This window comes from Coriobacteriia bacterium (assembly GCA_041658765.1).
In the GTDB taxonomy this organism is placed as follows: Bacteria; Actinomycetota; Coriobacteriia; order Anaerosomatales; family JBAZZO01; genus JBAZZO01.
In genome coordinates this window covers 41,272-58,055 of record JBAZZO010000012.1, presented here as the reverse complement: position 1 = coordinate 58,055, position 16,784 = coordinate 41,272, and the positions used below count along the sequence as shown (strand labels likewise).

Here is a 16,784-nt window from a genome sequence, read left to right as displayed (position 1 = left end):
GTCCGCCTTACCTCGATGCGTCCGTCGCGCGGACGGCGGTCGTCGGCAGCCCCAGCAGCTTCGCGATGATCCGGCGAGCCGCGGGCGCGGCGACCGAACCACCGTGTCCGCCTTGCTCGATGATGACCACGACCGCGTAGCGCGGGGACTCGGCGGGCGCATACGCGGCGAACAGCGCGTAGTCGTCCTTGCCGCGGACCTCCGCCGTGCCGGTCTTGCCGGCGACGGTCGCCTTGAATCCCCGGAAGGCGCCCTTGGCCGTGCCGTTCTCCGTCACCGACACGAGCCCGCGACGCATGACACCGAGGACCCCGGCCGACGCCGGTATGCGGTACGCGACCTTCGAGCGCGATACGAGCACGGTCTTGCCGGCCGAGTCTAGGACCCTGCGCATCACGTGCGGCTGCATGACCCGGCCGCCGTTCGCGATCCCCGCGTACCCGGCCGCGAGCTGCAACGGCGTGGCCAGCAGGTCGCCCTGCCCGATCGCCATGTTCACGGTGTCGCCCGGCAGCCACGTGCGGTACTCGGGATAGTCCTTGTTGAAGGCCCGCTTCCAGGCGGCGTCGGGGACACGCCCCGGCACCTCTCCGGGAAGGTCGATCCCGGTGACGCTCCCGAAACCGCTCGCCCGGGCGAAAGCCTGGAACTTCTCACCGGGCTTCTTGTAGAACGCGTAGCCGATCTCGTAGAAGACCGTGTCGCAGGACTGTTCGATACCGTTCGCGAAATCGATGGAGCCGTGCCCGGTGCGCTTCCAGCACCACTTGGGCCACTGCTCGCCCATCGCGGTCCAGCGCCCCGCGCAATCGTAGAGCCGGTACTCGCTCGTGATCTTGTTCTGCAGCCCGGCCAGCCCCGTGATCGCCTTGAACGTCGAGGCCGGCGGATACGCGGACATGATCGCCCGGTTGTTGAGCGGGTACTCGCTGTTCGGCGCGTTCAAGCGTTTCCACTCGACGGACCCGATGCCACCGATGAACAGCGCGGGATCGTAGGTCGGGGCGCTCGCCATCGCGAGCACCTCGCCCGTCTTCACGTCGAGGACGACCGCGGCGCCCGAGCGCGCCTTGTAGAACCTCTGGCGACGTGCCTCCGAGAGCGCCCCAGCGAGAGCCTCCTCGGTGATGCGCTGGATGTCGATGTCGAGGGTGAGCACGACGTCCCGGCCGGGGATGGGGTCGGTCCTGTCGACGACGCGCCGCAACCGGCCCGCCGCGTCGACCTCGATGTGCCGCACTCCCTTGTCGCCCTGGAGAACGCTCTCGAACTGGCGCTCGGCGCCGGTCTTGCCCACGACGTCGCCGAGATGGTAGCCGGAGAGGTCGGGATCGGCGAGCTGCTGCTCGGAGATCTCGCCCGTGTAACCGAGGACGTGAGCCGCCAGGCTCCCCAACGGGTACTGCCGCACCCCGAGCTCCTCCACGCCCACTCCCGGGAAGTCCGGCTGGTGTTCGAGGATGTAGCTCACCGTGGCGATCGGCACGTCGATGGCGACGACGCGCGGCTTGTGGGCCTCGACCTTCGAGGTGAGCAGCCGCTCGAAGACGACAGCGGGCGTCACTTTCAGACGCGCGGCGAGCGGACCGAGCGCTTTCGCCAGCTGCGCCGGCGTGGGATCGTCGGTCTTGTCGGAGTTCTGAGCGAGGGCGACAAGGCCCCTCACCGCGTCGCTCGAGGGATCGAGCGTCACTCCCAGGACGGCACGGTTCGACACGAGGAGACGGCCCTTGCGGTCGAGGATCCGGCCGCGAGGCGCGTCGACCGTGATCTCGCGGATACGGTTGTTCTCCGCCTGGCGGGCGAAAGCATCGCCCGCGACCACCTGCATCGCCCACAAGCGGACGAGAAGGCTGCCGAAGACGACGAGTACCACGACGCCGAGAGCGGCGAAGCGGGGCTTGAGACGATCGCGGAACGTGGTCATAGCCGGCCGAGAGTCGCGACCGATCGCTCGCGGCGCAGGAGCCGCGACACCCACGGGTAGACGATCACCGCCACGATGGTCGTATACGCCGCTGTCGGGAGCACGACCCGCGAGAGCGTCCGCCAGAACGGGCCCCCCACGCCGAGCACTCCCAGCAGCAGGCCGTACGAGGCCTCCTTCAGCAGGCTCGCCGTGAGCACGACGGTCACGGGAGCGAGCCATCCTTCGGCGAACAGGCTCGCCTGGAGCGAACCCGCGAGGTAGCCCACGACCGTCATGACGAGCATCGACGCGCCGAAGGGTCCGCTGCCGATGAGGTCCGCCAGCACGCCCGCGGCGAAACCCGCGACCGCGCCCGCGCTGGAGCCGGACGCGAGAGCCACGGTCACCGTCGCCACGAGCAGGAGATCGGGGACGACACCAGCGATCGTCAGGTGGGAGCCGATCACCAGCTGCAGCGTGACGGCGAGGAGCACACCGAGCGCGACGCGACCCGCGACACCGCTCATTCTCCCCCACCCCCGGTCGAGACGGACGGCCCTATCAGCACGAGGACCTCCTCGATGAGATCGATGGGGACCCTCGAGCGCACTCCGACGGTCGGATACAGATCGCCCCGCTGCCTCTCGACGTCGGTCACGTCCCCCACGACGATGCCTTTCGGGTATACGCCGCCCAGACCGGAGGTGACCACGACGTCGCCAACGGTCGGAAGGGTCGAGGCGTCGACGAAGTCGAGCGAGAGGCGGCGGTCGATCGACCCGCGGACGACGCCGACGGCGCGCGTCGACTGCACCAGGACCGCGACGCCGCTCTCCTGGTCGGTGATCAGGCGCACGCGCGCAATGTGGCGCGAGACGTCCAGGACCTGCCCGACGAGCCCCTGCGCCGCCAGCACGGGCATCCCGCTCCGGATGCCGTCGGCGGTCCCACGGTCGATGGTGACGACGCCGATCCACGGGTCGGTCGGGCGGCCGATCACCCGAGCGCCGAGAGAGGCGAACTTCTTCGCCTCGGCGAAGTTCACGAGGGCCCTCAGCCGGTCGTTCTCCTGGCGCGCTTCCTCGAGCGAGGCGAGACGCGTGCGCAACTCGGCGTTCTGGCGTCGCAGGGTCTCGATCTCCGAACGCGACGCGCCCATGCCCGCGAAGAAGCCGCGCACCGCGCGGAACGGAGCGGTCACGCCGTCGCCGACCGCGAGCAGCGGGCGAGAGACCGCAAGCGCCATCGTCCGGGCACGGCGCAGAGGCCCGCGAGGGCCCTCGCGGAAGTAGACCGTCGTGACGACGAGCGACACGACTACGAGAACGGCGAGGAGCGCCGGGCTCCCCTTCCTCGTGTCGGTGTCTGCCAGGCGCATCTCGGCGGACGCTCCCTAGCGGGAGACCGTCAGGACCTTCTTGAGGACGTCGATCTCCTCGAGGGCCATCGCCGAACCGAGAACGACGTTGATGAGCGCGTTCTCGGAGACGTGCACGGGCATCCCCGTCTCCATTCGCAACCTCTCGTCCATCCCCTTGAGCAGGGCGCCTCCGCCGGTGAGCACGATACCGTACTCCATGATGTCGCTGGACAGCTCCGGCGGCGTCTCTTCGAGAGTCGCCTTGATGGCTTGGACGATGGCCTGCGTCGGTTCCTCGACCGCTGTGCGGATCTCCTCCGACGAGAGTTGGATCGTCCTGGGGAGCCCGGTGAGCAGGTCGCGACCGCGGACCTCGACGTCGAGCTCCTCGGGCAGCGGATGGGCCGAGCCGATCTCGAACTTGATCTCCTCAGCGGTGCGCTCGCCCACGAGCACGTTGTACTCGCGCTTGACGTGGGCGATTATCGCCTCGTCGAACTCGTCGCCGCCGATGCGGATGGACTGCGCCACGACGATGCCGCCGAGCGAGATGATCGCGACCTCGGTCGTGCCGCCGCCGATGTCGACGACCATGTTGCCGGTCGGCTCCTGGATGGGCAGCCCCGCGCCGATCGCCGCGGCCATCGGCTCCTCGATCAGGTACGCGTGCCGCGCGCCGGCCTGCATCGTCGCCTCGAAGACGGCGCGCTTCTCGACCTCGGTGACGCCCGAGGGGACGCAGACGACGACCCGGGGCTTCGGCTGCCACGGGAAGCGCTTCACGCGGGTGCGGTTGATGAAGTAGCGCAGCATCGCCTCGGTGACCTCGAAGTCGGCGATGACGCCGTCCTTGAGCGGACGGATGGCGACGATCGAGCCTGGCGTGCGACCGAGCATGCGCTTCGCCTCGATGCCGACGGCGAGCACGCGCTTGGTGTCCTTCTCGACCGCCACGACGGACGGCTCGATCAGGACGATGCCTCTACCGCGAACGCTGACCAGCGTGTTCGCGGTGCCGAGGTCGACGGCCATGTCGCCGCCCCACGAGTTGAAGAACATGTCGATGAGCGACACGCAGGCCCCCTCCGGGACTGGGCCGTCCGGACCCGTAAAGTCTAGCACAGCACGTCGCAGCCCCTACATCACGCCCAGTTCGCGCAAGGACGCGTGCGTCTCGCCGTCGCCGACGACGACGTGATCGAGCAACTCGATCCCGAGCACGTCGCCGGCCTTCACGAGCCGCCTCGTGAGTTGTATGTCCGCACCGCTCGGCGTCGGGTCGCCGCTCGGGTGGTTGTGCACCACGACCAGCGAGGCGGCCGAGACACGGACGGCCTCCTTGTAGAGTTCCCGCGGATGGACGATCGACGCGTTCAGACTCCCGACGGAGACCTCGAACGCCCGCAACAGCTGGTTCTTCGTGTTCAGGGCCAGCGCCCAGAAGTGCTCGCGATCGAGTCCGCGCAGCTGAGGGCCGCACAACCTCACGACGTCCTCGGGAGAGGACACGAGGGGCCTCACGGACTTCGGCCACGCCGACACGCGTCTGCCGAGCTCGATGCCGGCTATCACTCTAGCGGCGCGAGCGGGCCCGACCCTGGCGCATCGCTGCAGGTCCTCGGCGCACGCCCGCCACAGTCCGTCGGGCAGCGGGTGTGCCTCGAGTATCGCCCGTCCCGCTTCGTCGCCGTCCTCACCTACGAGCACGGAGAGCAATCCGGCGTCCGAGAGCGCGTCGGCCCTTCCGCACAGCAGCAGTTCCCGCGGCGAGCGGGCCAACCCTCCGAGCCGGGGCGCCATGGCCCCTCCTCTCACCGAGACGCGTACGCGGCGAGGGGGATGCGGGAGAGGAGAAGCAGGGCGAGATAGCCGATGATGACGCCGAAGACGAGCCCGGCCAGCACGGACACGGGTGCGACGAACAGCGGCGCGAACGATCCGGCCAGCGCGCACGCGACGCCGATCTGCGCCAGCACGTGGGCGGCGGAACCGGCCGCCGACCAGCCGACCACGGAGAAGCGCTCCCCGCCGAGACGACGGAGCGCGACCATCACGGTCCAGGCGGCCAGGGCGCCGCCCGCGGCGAGAGCGCTCCCCGGGCCGCCGAGAGAGCCCGTCGCGGCGCCCACGATGATCACCCGCCCGATCGAGACGGCCAGGGCCCGACCGTCCCCGACGAGCACCATGGCGAGGACCACCGCGAGGTTCGCGAGCCCGAGTCGCACGCCTGGGAGCGGGAGCGCGGGGACGAGCCAGCTCTCGACGAGACCGAGCACCGAACCCATCGCGAGCAGGCATGCGGCGCGCGCGAGCGCTCCAGTACTGCGCGGGGCGGCGACCACGACGTGGCTAGCGAACGACGGCGTCGAAGACGCCACGCTCATCACCACCTACGACGACGGTGACGCCGTTGGGAGCACAGACGACAGCATGACCCGCAGCGGCGATCGGACCCGAGCGCACGCACAGCTTGTCGGGACACGACGACTCGGTGACGCGGGCCGCTCCGTCGGATATGACGACCTCGACCGGCCCGAGCGCCCCTTCGACGGTCACGCGGCGCGGGACACCGATCGGAAGGACGGTGCGACCGTGAGGCCCGGTGATCACGACGCGGTTCGCGCCTCCACCGGCCAGCGCGGTCGCGACCGGAAGGGCTGTGATCGCCAAGACCACGATCGCGATCACGAGGACACGATCCCACTTGGTCAAGCGCTGACCTCCGCGGCACAGGCCCCCTGGTCGATACGTCCGATGCAGTTCTGCGGGCACTCCTCGATGCAAGCTCCGCAAGCCGTACAGAGTGCCTGGTCGATGACGGCGAGACCGTCGACGACGACGATCGCGTCGACATCACAGACCTTCTCGCACTTCTTACACGCGATGCAGCAGACCGGGCAGCTCTCGCGGCGTTCCTTCACGCGCTCGCGCGTGGAGCAGCGGACGACGACCCTGGTGGCGACAGGCAGGAGTTCGAGAAGGTGATGGGACCCCGCACGCGGGCATTCCCGCACGCAGATGCCACATCCGGTACAAGCCTCGAGGTCGACGATGGGAAGACCGTCGTCGCCCATGATGATCGCATCGAAGGGGCACGCGCGAGCGCAGTCGCCGAACCCGATGCATCCGGCGGGACAGCGCAGAGGGCCGCCTGCGAGACGCGCGACCGCGTTGCACGAGTGGAGCCCGCTGTAGCGGTACGAACGCGCCGACCGGGTGCCTCCGCCGCAGTGGAGCACGCTCACCGACGCCTCGACCTCGACCCCGGTGACGCCGAGGACCTTCGCGAGGGCGTCGGCGACGGACTGGCCGCCGGCGACGCACGTGTCGACCTTCAGCGAGCCGGCCGAGACGCGCTCGGCGACGGCGAAGCACGACGGATTGCCGCACGCCCCACAGTTCGAGCCCGGCAGCGCCTCGAAGACCAGCTCGACCTTCGGGTCGACGTCGACATGGAAACGCCTCGCGGCGGTGGCCAGCAGCGCCGCGGAGAACGCGCCGAGCGCCGCGAGCACGAGTACCGCCTTCAAGACGAGCATCGGATCCACTTCAGCGTCTCTCCGTCCGCGTCCGTCCGCTCACAGCCCGAACAACCCGCCTAGTCCCACGTACCCGAGGGACAACAGTCCCGCGGTGATGAACGCCATCGGTATCCCGCGGAGCGCGGCCGGGACGGGCGCGGTCTCGAGACGCTCCCTGAGAGCGGTGAAGCTCACGAGAGCGAAACCGTACCCAGCGGCGACCCCGATCGTGTACACGAGGCCTTCGAAGAACCCGTAGCTGTACGCCATGTTCATCTTGAAGAAGCCTGGCTTCGCCACCTCCGTGGCCGCGGCGAGGACCGCGCAGTTGGTGGTGATCAGCGGCAGGTAGATGCCCATGGCGCGGTAGAGCGCCGGGCTCGCCTTTCGCAGGTACATCTCCACGAACTGGACGAGTGCCGCGATGATCAGGATGAACGCGGGTATGTAGAGGAACTCACCGACGCCGAGTGGCGCCAGCACCACGTTCCACAGGAGCCACGTCGCCGTCGACGCCATGACCATGACGAAGATCACGGCGAGGCTCATCCCGACCGACGTGTCCATGTCGTTGCTGATGCCGAAGAACGAGCACAGGGCGATGAACCGTGTCAGCAGGATGTTGTTTATGAGCGCCGCTCCGACGAAGAGCAGTGCCATATGGCTCAGAGTACCCATCAGCAGCACCCCGGTTCCGGCGGAGGCGGTATCTCGCGGCCGCTGGCCTTGGCGCGCGCCCTGAGCTTGCGGTTCAAGGCTATCGACCCCGCGATGACGAACCCGAACAGGATGAACGCGCCTGGGAACGATAGCAGGATCCCGGGAGGCTTGAACCATGCCGGCAACGCCAGCAGTTGGGCCCCGAGGAAGACGATCCGGCCCGTCCCGAAGAGCTCACGCACCACGGAGAGCATCACCATGATTACCGAGTACCCGATGCCCATGCCGAGCCCGTCAGCGATCGAGAGCCAGACCGTGTTGTGGTAGGCGAACGCCTCGGCACGTCCGAGGATGATGCAGTTGACGACGATGAGGGGGATCCAGATGCCGAGCAGCGCGTAGACGCCCGGCACGAACGCCTTCATCGAGAGGTCGACGATCGTCACGAACGACGCGATCACGACGATGAAGATCGGTATGCGCACCTCGTTGGGGGTGAACTTCCGTATCGCGGAGACCAGCACGTTGCTCATCACGAGGACGAAGATCACGGCGATGCTCATGAAGAACGAACCCTCGAGCTTCGACGTGACGGCGAGAGTCGCGCAGAGACCGATCATGAGCACCGTCAGCGGGTTCTCGAGCGAGATACCGTCCATGAAGGTCTTACGCCAAGCGCCCATCAGTTCCCGCCTCCCCCGCCGAACGCCGCCCGCCAGACACGTACCGCCGCTTCGACACCATGCCTGACGCCCCGCGACGACTTCGTGGCCCCGCTGATCGCGTCGAGCTTCCGGAGGTCGGCGTCGCTGGCTCCCGCGGGGAGCTTCGTGAACTGTCGCATGAACCACTTCTCCGTCAGGACCTTGGTGCCGAGACCGGGCGTCTCGTTCATGGCGACTATGCTGACACCCGTCACTTTCCCGTCTCTATCCAATCCGATAACCAGCTGCATAGGACCGCCGTATCCGCGGGAGGCGACCCTGACGCCCCACCCCGCCGGGTCCCCGCCCGAGGAACTGGCGCTATATGCGGAGACGAACGTGACCTCGCCCGCAGCCTTCTTGGCGGCGGCGAGATCCTCGGCGGCGGCGACCTTCGAGAAACGCTTCGCGTCGGGCAGCACCGCGCGCAGCGCGGCGACCTCGGCCTCGCGGTCCATCTTCGCGATGCGGTCCTTCGTGACGCCGTACGTCATGCCGAGCCCTGCGGCCGCGACGATGCAGACGACGGTGGTGGAGACCACGAGCTTGATCGCTGTCTTATCCACGGCGCGGCCACCCGTACGTACGCGGAGTGAATGCGCGGTCGATCAGCGGCGCGAGCCCGTTCATGAACAGGATCGCGAAGGTCGTCGTGTCGGGCATCGACGTGCCGAAGAACCTTCCGCAGGAAGCGAGCGTCCCGCACCCCACGGCGTACACGAGCCGGCCGTTGCGCGTGATCGGGCTGCTCACGTAGTCGGTCGCCATGAAGAACGCTCCGAGGAGCACTCCGCCGGCGAGCACGTCGAACCCAGGGTTCGAGCCGGTCAGCCACGAGAACAGAGCGACGGAGCCTATGTACCCGGCGGGGATGCGCCAATCGACGATACGTGCGGCGACCAGCACGAGGCCACCGAGCAGGAGGAGCGCGCCGGAGACCTCGCCGAGCGAGCCTTCGAGGTTGCGCCAGAGCAGCGGCGCGTACTGCGCCGAGAGGTCGTAGCCGTATCCGCCGTGCGCGGCGCGGTCGGCGGCGGCGAGCGCGAGCCTCGTCGCTCCGGTCACAGCGTCGAGACCGGCCTTGCCCGGCAGATCGAGCGTGCGGAACCATCCGCGGCCCGGGCTCTCGGAGATGACTCCGGCCCACGAGATGACGGCGAACGCTCGGCCGACGAGCGCTGGATTGAAGAGGTTGCAGCCGAGCCCGCCGAAGATCATCTTGCCGAGACCGATCGCGACGACGCCCGCGGCGAACGTGATCCACCAGGGCGTCATCGGCGGCATACACATCGCGAGGAGGATGCCCGTGAGCAGCGCGCTCCCGTCTCGCAGCGTCTGCTTGCGCTTCGCCACCGCGCACCAGAGCGCCTCGGTCCCCATGCACCCGACGATCGCGCTCGCGAACGTGATCGCGGCCGGAGCGCCCATGTTGTAGACGGCCCATACCGCGGTCGGGACGAGAGCGGCGACCACGGCGAGCATGATCCCGGACGCGGACGCCGGCGCCGCGATGTGAGGCGAAGGCGCGACCTGCGGGAGGCGGACCGTCTCTTGCTCGCTCACAGCGCCGCCCCCTGCAGCAGCGCCATGGCCTTCGCCAGGCGGATGAGCTGTACGAGCGGACGCTGCGTCGGGCAGACGTAGCTGCAGCAGCCGCATTCGATGCAGTCGAGCGTGTGCAGAGCCGACGTCTTGTCCCACATGCGCCTGTCCGCGTAGGTACCGAGAGCGAAAGGCGACAGCCCCATCGGGCACGCGTCGGCGCACCGGCGGCAGCGGATGCACGGCTGGTCGCCGTCGACGCACGGCGCGGCCTCGTCGGGACGCAGCGCCAGGACGCCGGACGTCCCCTTGACGATCGGGACGTCGAGAGAGCCCAGCGCGGCGCCGGTCATCGGCCCGCCGGCGACCACCCTGCCCACCGGGCCGTCGAGTCCGCCAGCCGCCTCGATGAGATCGCTCACGAGTGTGCCGAGCAGCGTCAGGTAGTTGCCCGGCCGCTTCACGGCGCCGGTGACGGTCACGACGCGCTCGATCAGCGGCCGCCCGTTCTCGATGGCCTCGAGCATGGCGACGATGGTCGCGACGTTGTGCACGAGGGCGCCGACGGAAGCCGGGAGTTGGCCGTGTCCGACCTCGCGACCGGTTATCGCGAGGATGAGCTGCTTCTCTCCGCCCTGCGGGTAGCGCACGGGCAGAGCGACGACCTCGACGCCACCGTCGGCGGCCGCGCGCAAGGCCTCCACAGCGTCGGGCTTGTCGTCCTCGACGGCGATGACGATGCGCTCCGCCCCGACGGCGGAGGCAACGACCTTGGAGCCGGAGACGACCTGCTCCGCGTGCTCGAGCATGAGCCGATGGTCGCACGTCAAGCGCGGCTCGCACTCGCAGCCGTTCACGATGAGCAGATCGAGCCGCATGTCCTTAGGCGGGGTGAGCTTCACGACCGACGGGAACGCCGCGCCTCCGAGGCCGACGATCCCGGCCGCACGCACCGCGGCGCGAACGTCATGGGCATGCGCGATCGGCTCGAAGGCCTCTAGGTCCTGATCGGGATCGGTCGCGATGACGACGGCGGGGGCGCGCACTCCGGACGTGAGGAGGACGGGCGCGATCGCGTCGACCACGCCCGAGGCGGGCGCGTGAACGGGGGCGCTGACCATCGCGTCGACGCTGCCGATGAGCTGGCCGCGGACCACGCGGTCTCCGACGGCGACGGTCGGCTCGCACGGGGCGCCAAGGTGCTGCGACATCGGCACGAACAGCTTCGACGGCAGCGGGGGGCGCTCTATCGGCTTCCCCGAGGTCGCCGTCTTCCCTGCCGGAGGATGGACGCCACCTGCGAACGCGCTCCTTGCCACACAGACCCCCTTGCGAGCCCGACGCGATATGAGGATTGGATTCTAGCCGGTCGGCCGGACTCCTGCAAAATATATTCGGGAATATCCGGAAGGGCGGGTGTGCGGCCCGCCCTTCCGCGTAAAGACGATGCCCCCGCTCTCAGTGCACGGCGCAGGAGAGGCAGGGGTCGTACGCACGCACGAGCTGCTCGATCAACAGCGTGAACTCCTCGCGCGGCCGGTCGACGACCGTCGGGGCGAAGGAGCGCATGTCCGACTCGAGATTCGCGAGGTTCTGGGCGGTCGGGGTGATGACGTCCCCCGCGGTGACGATGCCGTCGTCGTCCACGCTGTAGCCGTGGTAGAGAGTCCCACGCGGCGCCTCCGTCGCTCCGACGCCCGATCCGGCTCGCACGACGAACGGCACGGGGAGCGAGGATCCGTCCGACTCGAGGATCCGCTCCACGTAGCCGGCGCAGCGCTCGGCCGCGTCGACGAGCTCGACGGCCTGGCACACGTTGTTGGCGAAGGGGTTGCGCGAGGGGACCTCGAGCCCCGCGGCTTCGAGCGCGCGACGTGCCCGCGCGCCGAACCGGCCCGAGGAGAGGTCGATGCGAGGCAGGGCGCCGACCATGAAGGTCCGGCCGTCCACGGTGCTGTGCTTCGCGTTGCCGTGCGCGACGACCTCCTCGTGCACCATGGAGCGGTAGTCCGCGACCGGGCGCCGCCATCCGCCGTCGAGCGACGCGATATCGCCCTCGTAGATGGCATAGTCGTCGTCGGCGACGAGCGCGAGCATGTCTCCGGAGGTCGCGAAGTCCGGCACCTCGAACGAGGCGAACAGCGAGACCGTCTCGAGGGCCTCGTCCGCGATGGCGAGCAGAGAGTCGCGCATCTTCTCGAGATCGCGCTGGTCCGGCTCGGAGGTGAACCCGCCCACGACCGCGGTCACGGGATGCACCGGCCGGCCGCCGACGAGCGTCGTGAGGTCGTTGCCGAGCTTCTTGATGCGCAGCGCGCGACGCACCACCTCGGGATGCGATGCGGCCAGCGGGAGGACGCTCGCCTGGCCGACGAAGTCGGGCGCGGCGAAGACGTAGAGGTGCGTCGCGTGGTTCTGCAGGTAGGAGCCGTACACGAGCAGCTTCCGCAGAAGACGCGTGCGCGGCGACACCTCGACGCCCAGCGCGGCCTCGAGGGCCTTGATGGCCGTCAGCGCATGGTTCGGCGAGCAGATACCGCAGATGCGCGACGTGATGAGCGGGATGTCGTCGAACCTGCGTCCGACGACCATCGATTCGAAGTACCGCGCGGGCTCGATGACGTCGAGGCGGACCGACGCGACCGCCCCGCCCTCGACGTCGACCGAGATGGTCCCATGGCCTTCGATCCTGGCGACGTGCTCGACAGATATGCTCGGCATCCTAGAACGTCACCTCCTCGACGGCGTTGTACAGTTCGAGCCGCGACACCACCGCGGCGAGATCCGCTCCGTGCTTGGTGAAGACCTCCCGGGCGGAGTCGAGGTTCGCCTCCGGGGCGAGCCCACGGCACCCGCTGCAGGCCCTCCCGAGCGTGACGCAGCGCGCGCCGCACCCGTTGCGCGTGAGCACTCCGAGGCAGACCTCGCCGCTCTCCCAGAAGCAGACGTTCTCCTTCGTCTTGCACGTCGAACAGAGCGGCTCGGCGGGCGTCGCGTCGGAGAGGCCCTGCAGAGCACGCGAGACGACGCGCACGAACTCCGGGGGGTCGATCGGACATCCGGGAACGACGTAGTCGACGTCGATGACGCTCGTGACGGAGACCGGCGTGCGGCCTCCCGTCACCATCGCGGGGATACCTCCGGTGATCGCGCACGCCCCGATGGCGACGACTATCTTCGCCTTCCGGCGGATGTCGCGGAGCAGCTCCACGTGCTCGTCGGACGTGACCGCGCCCTCGACGACGGCGACGTCGTACTCGTCGGGGACGTGACCCGACGAGAGTAGTTGCCAGTACGCGATCTCGAACAATCCCAGGACGTCGAGGAGCACGTCCTCCATGTTCGTCATCTGGACCTGGCAGCCGAAATCGCTGGCTAGTGAGAAGACCGCGAGCTTCGGTCGCATGGTCAGATCGCCTCCTGCAGGTTCATGGCTTCCCAGTAGTTGAAGACCGGCCCGTCGACGCACGCGTACTGGTGACCTACCCCGCAGTGGCCGCACTTGCCGATGCCGCATTTCATGCGGCGCTCGAAGCTCACGTAGATCTTGTCGACGTCCATCTGCTTCTTGCGCATCTCGGCGATGACGTACTTGTACATGACCGGAGGCCCGCAGATCGCGCCGTACGTGTTGAGCGGATCGATCTCGATCCTGTCGAAGAGCTTGGTGACGAGACCGACCTCGCCCTCCCATTCCTCGTCCGATACGTCGACCGTGAGGATGAGGTCGAAGTCGTCCCGGTGCTTCCACATGTCGAACTGGTAGCGGAAGAGCACCTCGGCTGGCGTGCGCGCGCCGTAGAGGATCGTCACCCGGCCGAACTCGTGACGTTCGTCGTGGATGTGGTTGATGAGCGACTTGAGCGGCGCGATACCGAGCCCGCCCGCGACGAGCAGGACGTCGGAGCCCTTCATCTGCTGGAAGGGGAACCCGCGCCCGAACGGCCCGCGGATGCCGACCACGTCGCCGCACTGCTTGCGGTGCATCGCGCCCGTCACGTCCCCGGCCTCGCGGATGCACAGCTCGATGAAGCCGGCCTTGCTCGGTGCGGACGAGATGGAGATCGGCGCCTCTCCCACCCCGAAGATGGAGAGCTCGACGAACTGACCCGAGTGGAACTGGAACGCCTCCCGCACGTCCTCGTCGATGAGACGGAGCTCGAAGAGTTTCTCCTTCTCCGTGAGGTCGAGGATCGAGGTGATCCTCGCCGGCCAGGGCCGGTACGGGTTCGCCGTGATGTCTCGCGTGACGCTGCCGAGATCGGCGTGCTGCCCGTCTCTCATACCACCTCACCTCCGCTCTCCAGCGCGCTGACGACCTCCATCGGGCTGATGCCGGCCAGGCACGCGCGGGCGCAACGCCCGCAGCCGACGCACAGCACCCTCTCGAACTTGCTGAGGTAGCCCCACTGCTTGTGGTAGTAGCGGTACTTCACGCGGCTCGCGCGACTCTCACGGAAGTTCTCGCCGTGAGCGACCTCGGCGAACTGCCTGAACTGGCAGGAGTCCCACTTCCTCACGCGCGTGCCCATCTGCTGATCGGCGTCGAGATCGTCCCGCACGTCGAAGCAGTAGCAGGTCGGGCAGACCATCGAACACGCGCCGCAACTCAGGCAGCGCTTGCCCAGCTCGTCCCAGATGGGGCTGTCGAACTTCGCGTCGAGCAGGAGCGGCAGCTGCGAGGTGTCGAGGTCGTGCATGAAGGACTTCTTGAACCTCTTGACCGCTCGCTGGAACTCGGCGGTGTCCTCGTCGGTGATGTCTCGCGTCTCGACGTGGCGGTCGAGGAGCTCGGCGCCTTTGACCGTGCGCACCGAAGCGAAGTAGCGGTCCCCGAGGTCGGAGAGGAAGATGTCGAACCCCCAATGGACCTCGTCCGTGCTCCACGCGTTGCAGAAGCACGTGTCCGAAGGCGTGCAGCTCACGCCGACGAGCAGCGTGGCGTCCCTGCGGGCCTTGTAGTACGGGTCGATGTACTTCCCGTTGAAGACGTTGTCCATGAGCAGCAGCCCGTTGATGTCGCACGGGTGCAGCCCGAACAGGACGCGCGGATTGGCCCACACCGCGTCGTCGACGACCTCGTTGTCCGCGACGCGGAAGCGCATGAGCGCCTCCTCGGGCGGGAAGAACCACCGCTTGGGCGGCAAGAGCGTCGTATCGTAGTCGAGCCGCAACTCAGAGGCCTCGTGCACGGGGGCGAAGACGAACTTGTCCCCCTTGGCGATGGGCCCGATGACCTCGAACTCGCGAGCCAGACCGCTCACGAGATCGGGCAGGCGGCCCTTATCCATGATGCGAAAGAACACGGCGTCCCCTTACTCCCGGCAGAGTGCGGACGGCGGCGAGATATCGCCGCGATGGAGCGTGCGTCACGCGAAGAAGATCGCTATCTCCCTCTCGGCGCTCGCGAGCGAATCGGAGCCGTGGACGACGTTCGCGTCCAGCTCGAGCCCGTAGTCCCCCCGGATGGTACCCGGAGCGGCCTGCGCCGGGTCCGTGGCGCCCATGAGCTTGCGGCAGACAGCGACCGCTCCGGGACCCACCACGACCATCTTGACGACAGGGCCCGAGGTCACATACGAGACGAGCCCCTCGTAGAAGGGCTTACCCGCGTGCTCGGCGTAGTTGGCCTCCGCCTGTTCCCGCGTGAGCGCGGCGAGCTCCATCCGCTCGATGGTCAGCCCGGCCGACTCGAAGCGGTCGACGATCCGACCGACGAGCCCGCGCGCGACGGCGTCCGGCTTGATCATCACGTAGGTCTTCTCCATACCTCACCTTCCCGCGGGTCAGGACCCGCCGCCCGTGGAGCGCCAGTCGTTCGAGATCCCTGTCACCTTCCAGCCGACGCCTTCGCGGCCCAGCGTGACCTCATAGTGCAGCGGAGCGCCCTTCTCCAGCGTGACCGTGACGGAGGCCTTCGAGGACAGCGCGGAACGCTCGATCGAGTCGACGGTGAACGAACGGTAAGTCGGAGGCAGGTTCGCCATCTCCTTGCTCACATCGACGTCGGGGACGGCGACCCAATAGCGCGCGACCTCCTTGCCGTTCTGATGGGCGTCGAGCAGGCCCTTCACCGTGGCGTTCTGCGTCGGCCAGCCCAGGCCGAGCGCCCACGCGCCGAGCACGGCGCCGACGACCAGGAGGACGCCCACGATCCAGACGGCGGCCACCACCCACGGATTGCGCTCCGCGCGGTACTCCTCGCGCTCCTCGCGTCGCGCCGTGCGGTCGCGCTCGCGCATCTCGTCCTCGGTCGCCGTGAAGAACCTCGAGTCCGCCGCAGCACCCGCGATGGGGACTCCCGACGCCTGGACGGACCCAGCCACCGGAGCGGACTCAGGCGCTGTGGGAAGCTCCCCCGTCGTCCAACCGTCCACGGTCTGCGGAGACGGCGCCGATATCGCGGCCGCGCTCGCCTCGTACGCCGCGAGCGCCGGCACCGAGAGACGATGACTATGCAGCTCCGAGGCCTTCTTGAACGACTTCACGGCCTCCTCATGACGGCCGAGCGTCGTGTAGGCCAGACCGAGGTTCGCCAACGACCTGCCCTTGCCGGCGTACTCCGCCATCCCGGACGCGGTGCGGTACGCCTCGACGGCATCCTCGGGACGGCCCAACGCCATCAGGCACAGACCGAGGTTGTTCAGCGCCTTGCCCGGATCCGGGTTCCCTTCGTCGACGGCGGCCGCGCGGTACTCCCTCGCGGCGTCCGCGACGCGTCCCATCTCGTAGAGCGCGCCGGCCATGCCCTGGTGCGCCTTGTATGCCGCCGTCTGGCCCGGCTCCCCGATCGCCGAGGCGTACGTGTCGACCGCCTCGGGATAGCTGCCGGCGGCCGAATACGCCGCTCCCAGGTTCAACCACACGGAGGGTCGCTTCGCGTATCTGGGATCCTCGAGAGCGTGACGGTAGACGGTGATGGCGTCGTTGTGACGGCGCAGCCGCACGAGGGAGTTACCGGCCAGATGGTAAGCCGGCCCGTTCCCCTCCACACCGCCGGTAGCGGATGCGAGGAAGGCCTTCGCGGCGGCGCGCCAGTCGCCATCGGCGTAGGCGCGCTCGGCCTCCTGGAAGCGGACCTGGTCCAC

At 68.5% G+C, this 16,784-nt stretch carries 19 protein-coding genes; all 19 read right to left on the bottom strand.

All coding sequences use genetic code 11. The annotated features are described in order from the left end of the window. Positions 1 to 7: 7 nt before the first annotated feature. Positions 8 to 1,927 carry a penicillin-binding protein 2 gene (mrdA, locus tag WC971_08055; GenBank protein ID MFA5844766.1) on the bottom strand — a complete coding sequence of 640 codons (1,920 nt, stop codon included), beginning with the start codon at positions 1,925 to 1,927 and terminating at the stop codon, positions 8 to 10. After that, the gene (gene mreD / locus WC971_08050) at positions 1,924 to 2,436 is read right to left on the bottom strand and encodes a rod shape-determining protein MreD (GenBank protein MFA5844765.1); all 513 of its coding nucleotides are present in this window, start codon (positions 2,434 to 2,436) and stop codon (positions 1,924 to 1,926) included. The genes mrdA and mreD overlap by 4 nt, the downstream gene beginning before the upstream one ends. After that, the gene (gene mreC / locus WC971_08045; protein ID MFA5844764.1) at positions 2,433 to 3,287 is read right to left on the bottom strand and encodes a rod shape-determining protein MreC; all 855 of its coding nucleotides are present in this window, start codon (positions 3,285 to 3,287) and stop codon (positions 2,433 to 2,435) included. Before mreC ends, mreD begins: the two co-directional genes overlap by 4 nt. A gap of 15 nt (positions 3,288 to 3,302) precedes the next feature. Beyond that, positions 3,303 to 4,343 (bottom strand): rod shape-determining protein, encoded by a 1,041-nt coding sequence (locus tag WC971_08040; protein MFA5844763.1) that lies wholly within the window; start codon positions 4,341 to 4,343, stop codon positions 3,303 to 3,305. Positions 4,344 to 4,406: 63 nt separating this feature from the next. Continuing rightward, a complete protein-coding gene (gene radC / locus WC971_08035; protein MFA5844762.1) occupies positions 4,407 to 5,069 on the bottom strand; it encodes a DNA repair protein RadC in 663 nt (220 codons plus the stop codon). An 11-nt stretch (positions 5,070 to 5,080) separates the two neighbouring features. Continuing rightward, positions 5,081 to 5,653 (bottom strand): Gx transporter family protein, encoded by a 573-nt coding sequence (locus tag WC971_08030; GenBank protein MFA5844761.1) that lies wholly within the window; start codon positions 5,651 to 5,653, stop codon positions 5,081 to 5,083. Continuing rightward, positions 5,619 to 5,981 carry a NusG domain II-containing protein gene (locus WC971_08025; protein MFA5844760.1) on the bottom strand — a complete coding sequence of 121 codons (363 nt, stop codon included), beginning with the start codon at positions 5,979 to 5,981 and terminating at the stop codon, positions 5,619 to 5,621. Before WC971_08025 ends, WC971_08030 begins: the two co-directional genes overlap by 35 nt. Then, positions 5,978 to 6,808, bottom strand: a complete 831-nt coding sequence (locus WC971_08020) for an RnfABCDGE type electron transport complex subunit B (GenBank protein ID MFA5844759.1) — start codon at positions 6,806 to 6,808, stop codon at positions 5,978 to 5,980. Before WC971_08020 ends, WC971_08025 begins: the two co-directional genes overlap by 4 nt. A gap of 39 nt (positions 6,809 to 6,847) precedes the next feature. Further along, entirely contained in the window at positions 6,848 to 7,450 is a 603-nt protein-coding gene (locus WC971_08015) for an Rnf-Nqr domain containing protein (protein MFA5844758.1), read from the bottom strand. Between the two features lie 17 nt (positions 7,451 to 7,467). Next, a complete protein-coding gene (rsxE, locus tag WC971_08010) occupies positions 7,468 to 8,133 on the bottom strand; it encodes an electron transport complex subunit RsxE (GenBank protein MFA5844757.1) in 666 nt (221 codons plus the stop codon). Further along, positions 8,133 to 8,720 (bottom strand): RnfABCDGE type electron transport complex subunit G, encoded by a 588-nt coding sequence (locus WC971_08005; protein ID MFA5844756.1) that lies wholly within the window; start codon positions 8,718 to 8,720, stop codon positions 8,133 to 8,135. The genes rsxE and WC971_08005 overlap by 1 nt, the downstream gene beginning before the upstream one ends. Further along, a complete protein-coding gene (locus WC971_08000; GenBank protein MFA5844755.1) occupies positions 8,713 to 9,717 on the bottom strand; it encodes an RnfABCDGE type electron transport complex subunit D in 1,005 nt (334 codons plus the stop codon). Before WC971_08000 ends, WC971_08005 begins: the two co-directional genes overlap by 8 nt. Then, positions 9,714 to 11,015, bottom strand: a complete 1,302-nt coding sequence (gene rsxC, locus WC971_07995; GenBank protein ID MFA5844754.1) for an electron transport complex subunit RsxC — start codon at positions 11,013 to 11,015, stop codon at positions 9,714 to 9,716. The genes WC971_08000 and rsxC overlap by 4 nt, the downstream gene beginning before the upstream one ends. A 139-nt stretch (positions 11,016 to 11,154) precedes the next feature. Further along, on the bottom strand, positions 11,155 to 12,417 hold the full coding sequence (locus tag WC971_07990) for a Ni/Fe hydrogenase subunit alpha (GenBank protein MFA5844753.1): 1,263 nt from the start codon (positions 12,415 to 12,417) through the stop codon (positions 11,155 to 11,157). 1 nt (position 12,418) lies between these two features. Beyond that, positions 12,419 to 13,102 carry an NADH:ubiquinone oxidoreductase gene (locus WC971_07985; protein ID MFA5844752.1) on the bottom strand — a complete coding sequence of 228 codons (684 nt, stop codon included), beginning with the start codon at positions 13,100 to 13,102 and terminating at the stop codon, positions 12,419 to 12,421. A 2-nt stretch (positions 13,103 to 13,104) separates the two neighbouring features. After that, positions 13,105 to 13,980: an FAD/NAD(P)-binding protein gene (locus WC971_07980; protein MFA5844751.1), complete on the bottom strand. Its 876-nt coding sequence runs from the start codon at positions 13,978 to 13,980 to the stop codon at positions 13,105 to 13,107. Then, complete coding sequence (locus WC971_07975) at positions 13,977 to 14,987, bottom strand: 4Fe-4S dicluster domain-containing protein (GenBank protein ID MFA5844750.1); 1,011 nt, start codon at positions 14,985 to 14,987, stop codon at positions 13,977 to 13,979. Before WC971_07975 ends, WC971_07980 begins: the two co-directional genes overlap by 4 nt. Before the next feature lie 78 nt (positions 14,988 to 15,065). Next, positions 15,066 to 15,464, bottom strand: coding sequence for a nucleoside-diphosphate kinase (gene ndk, locus WC971_07970; protein MFA5844749.1), 399 nt, complete (start codon positions 15,462 to 15,464; stop codon positions 15,066 to 15,068). Between the two features lie 18 nt (positions 15,465 to 15,482). Further along, positions 15,483 to 16,784, bottom strand: a complete 1,302-nt coding sequence (locus WC971_07965; GenBank protein ID MFA5844748.1) for a tetratricopeptide repeat protein — start codon at positions 16,782 to 16,784, stop codon at positions 15,483 to 15,485.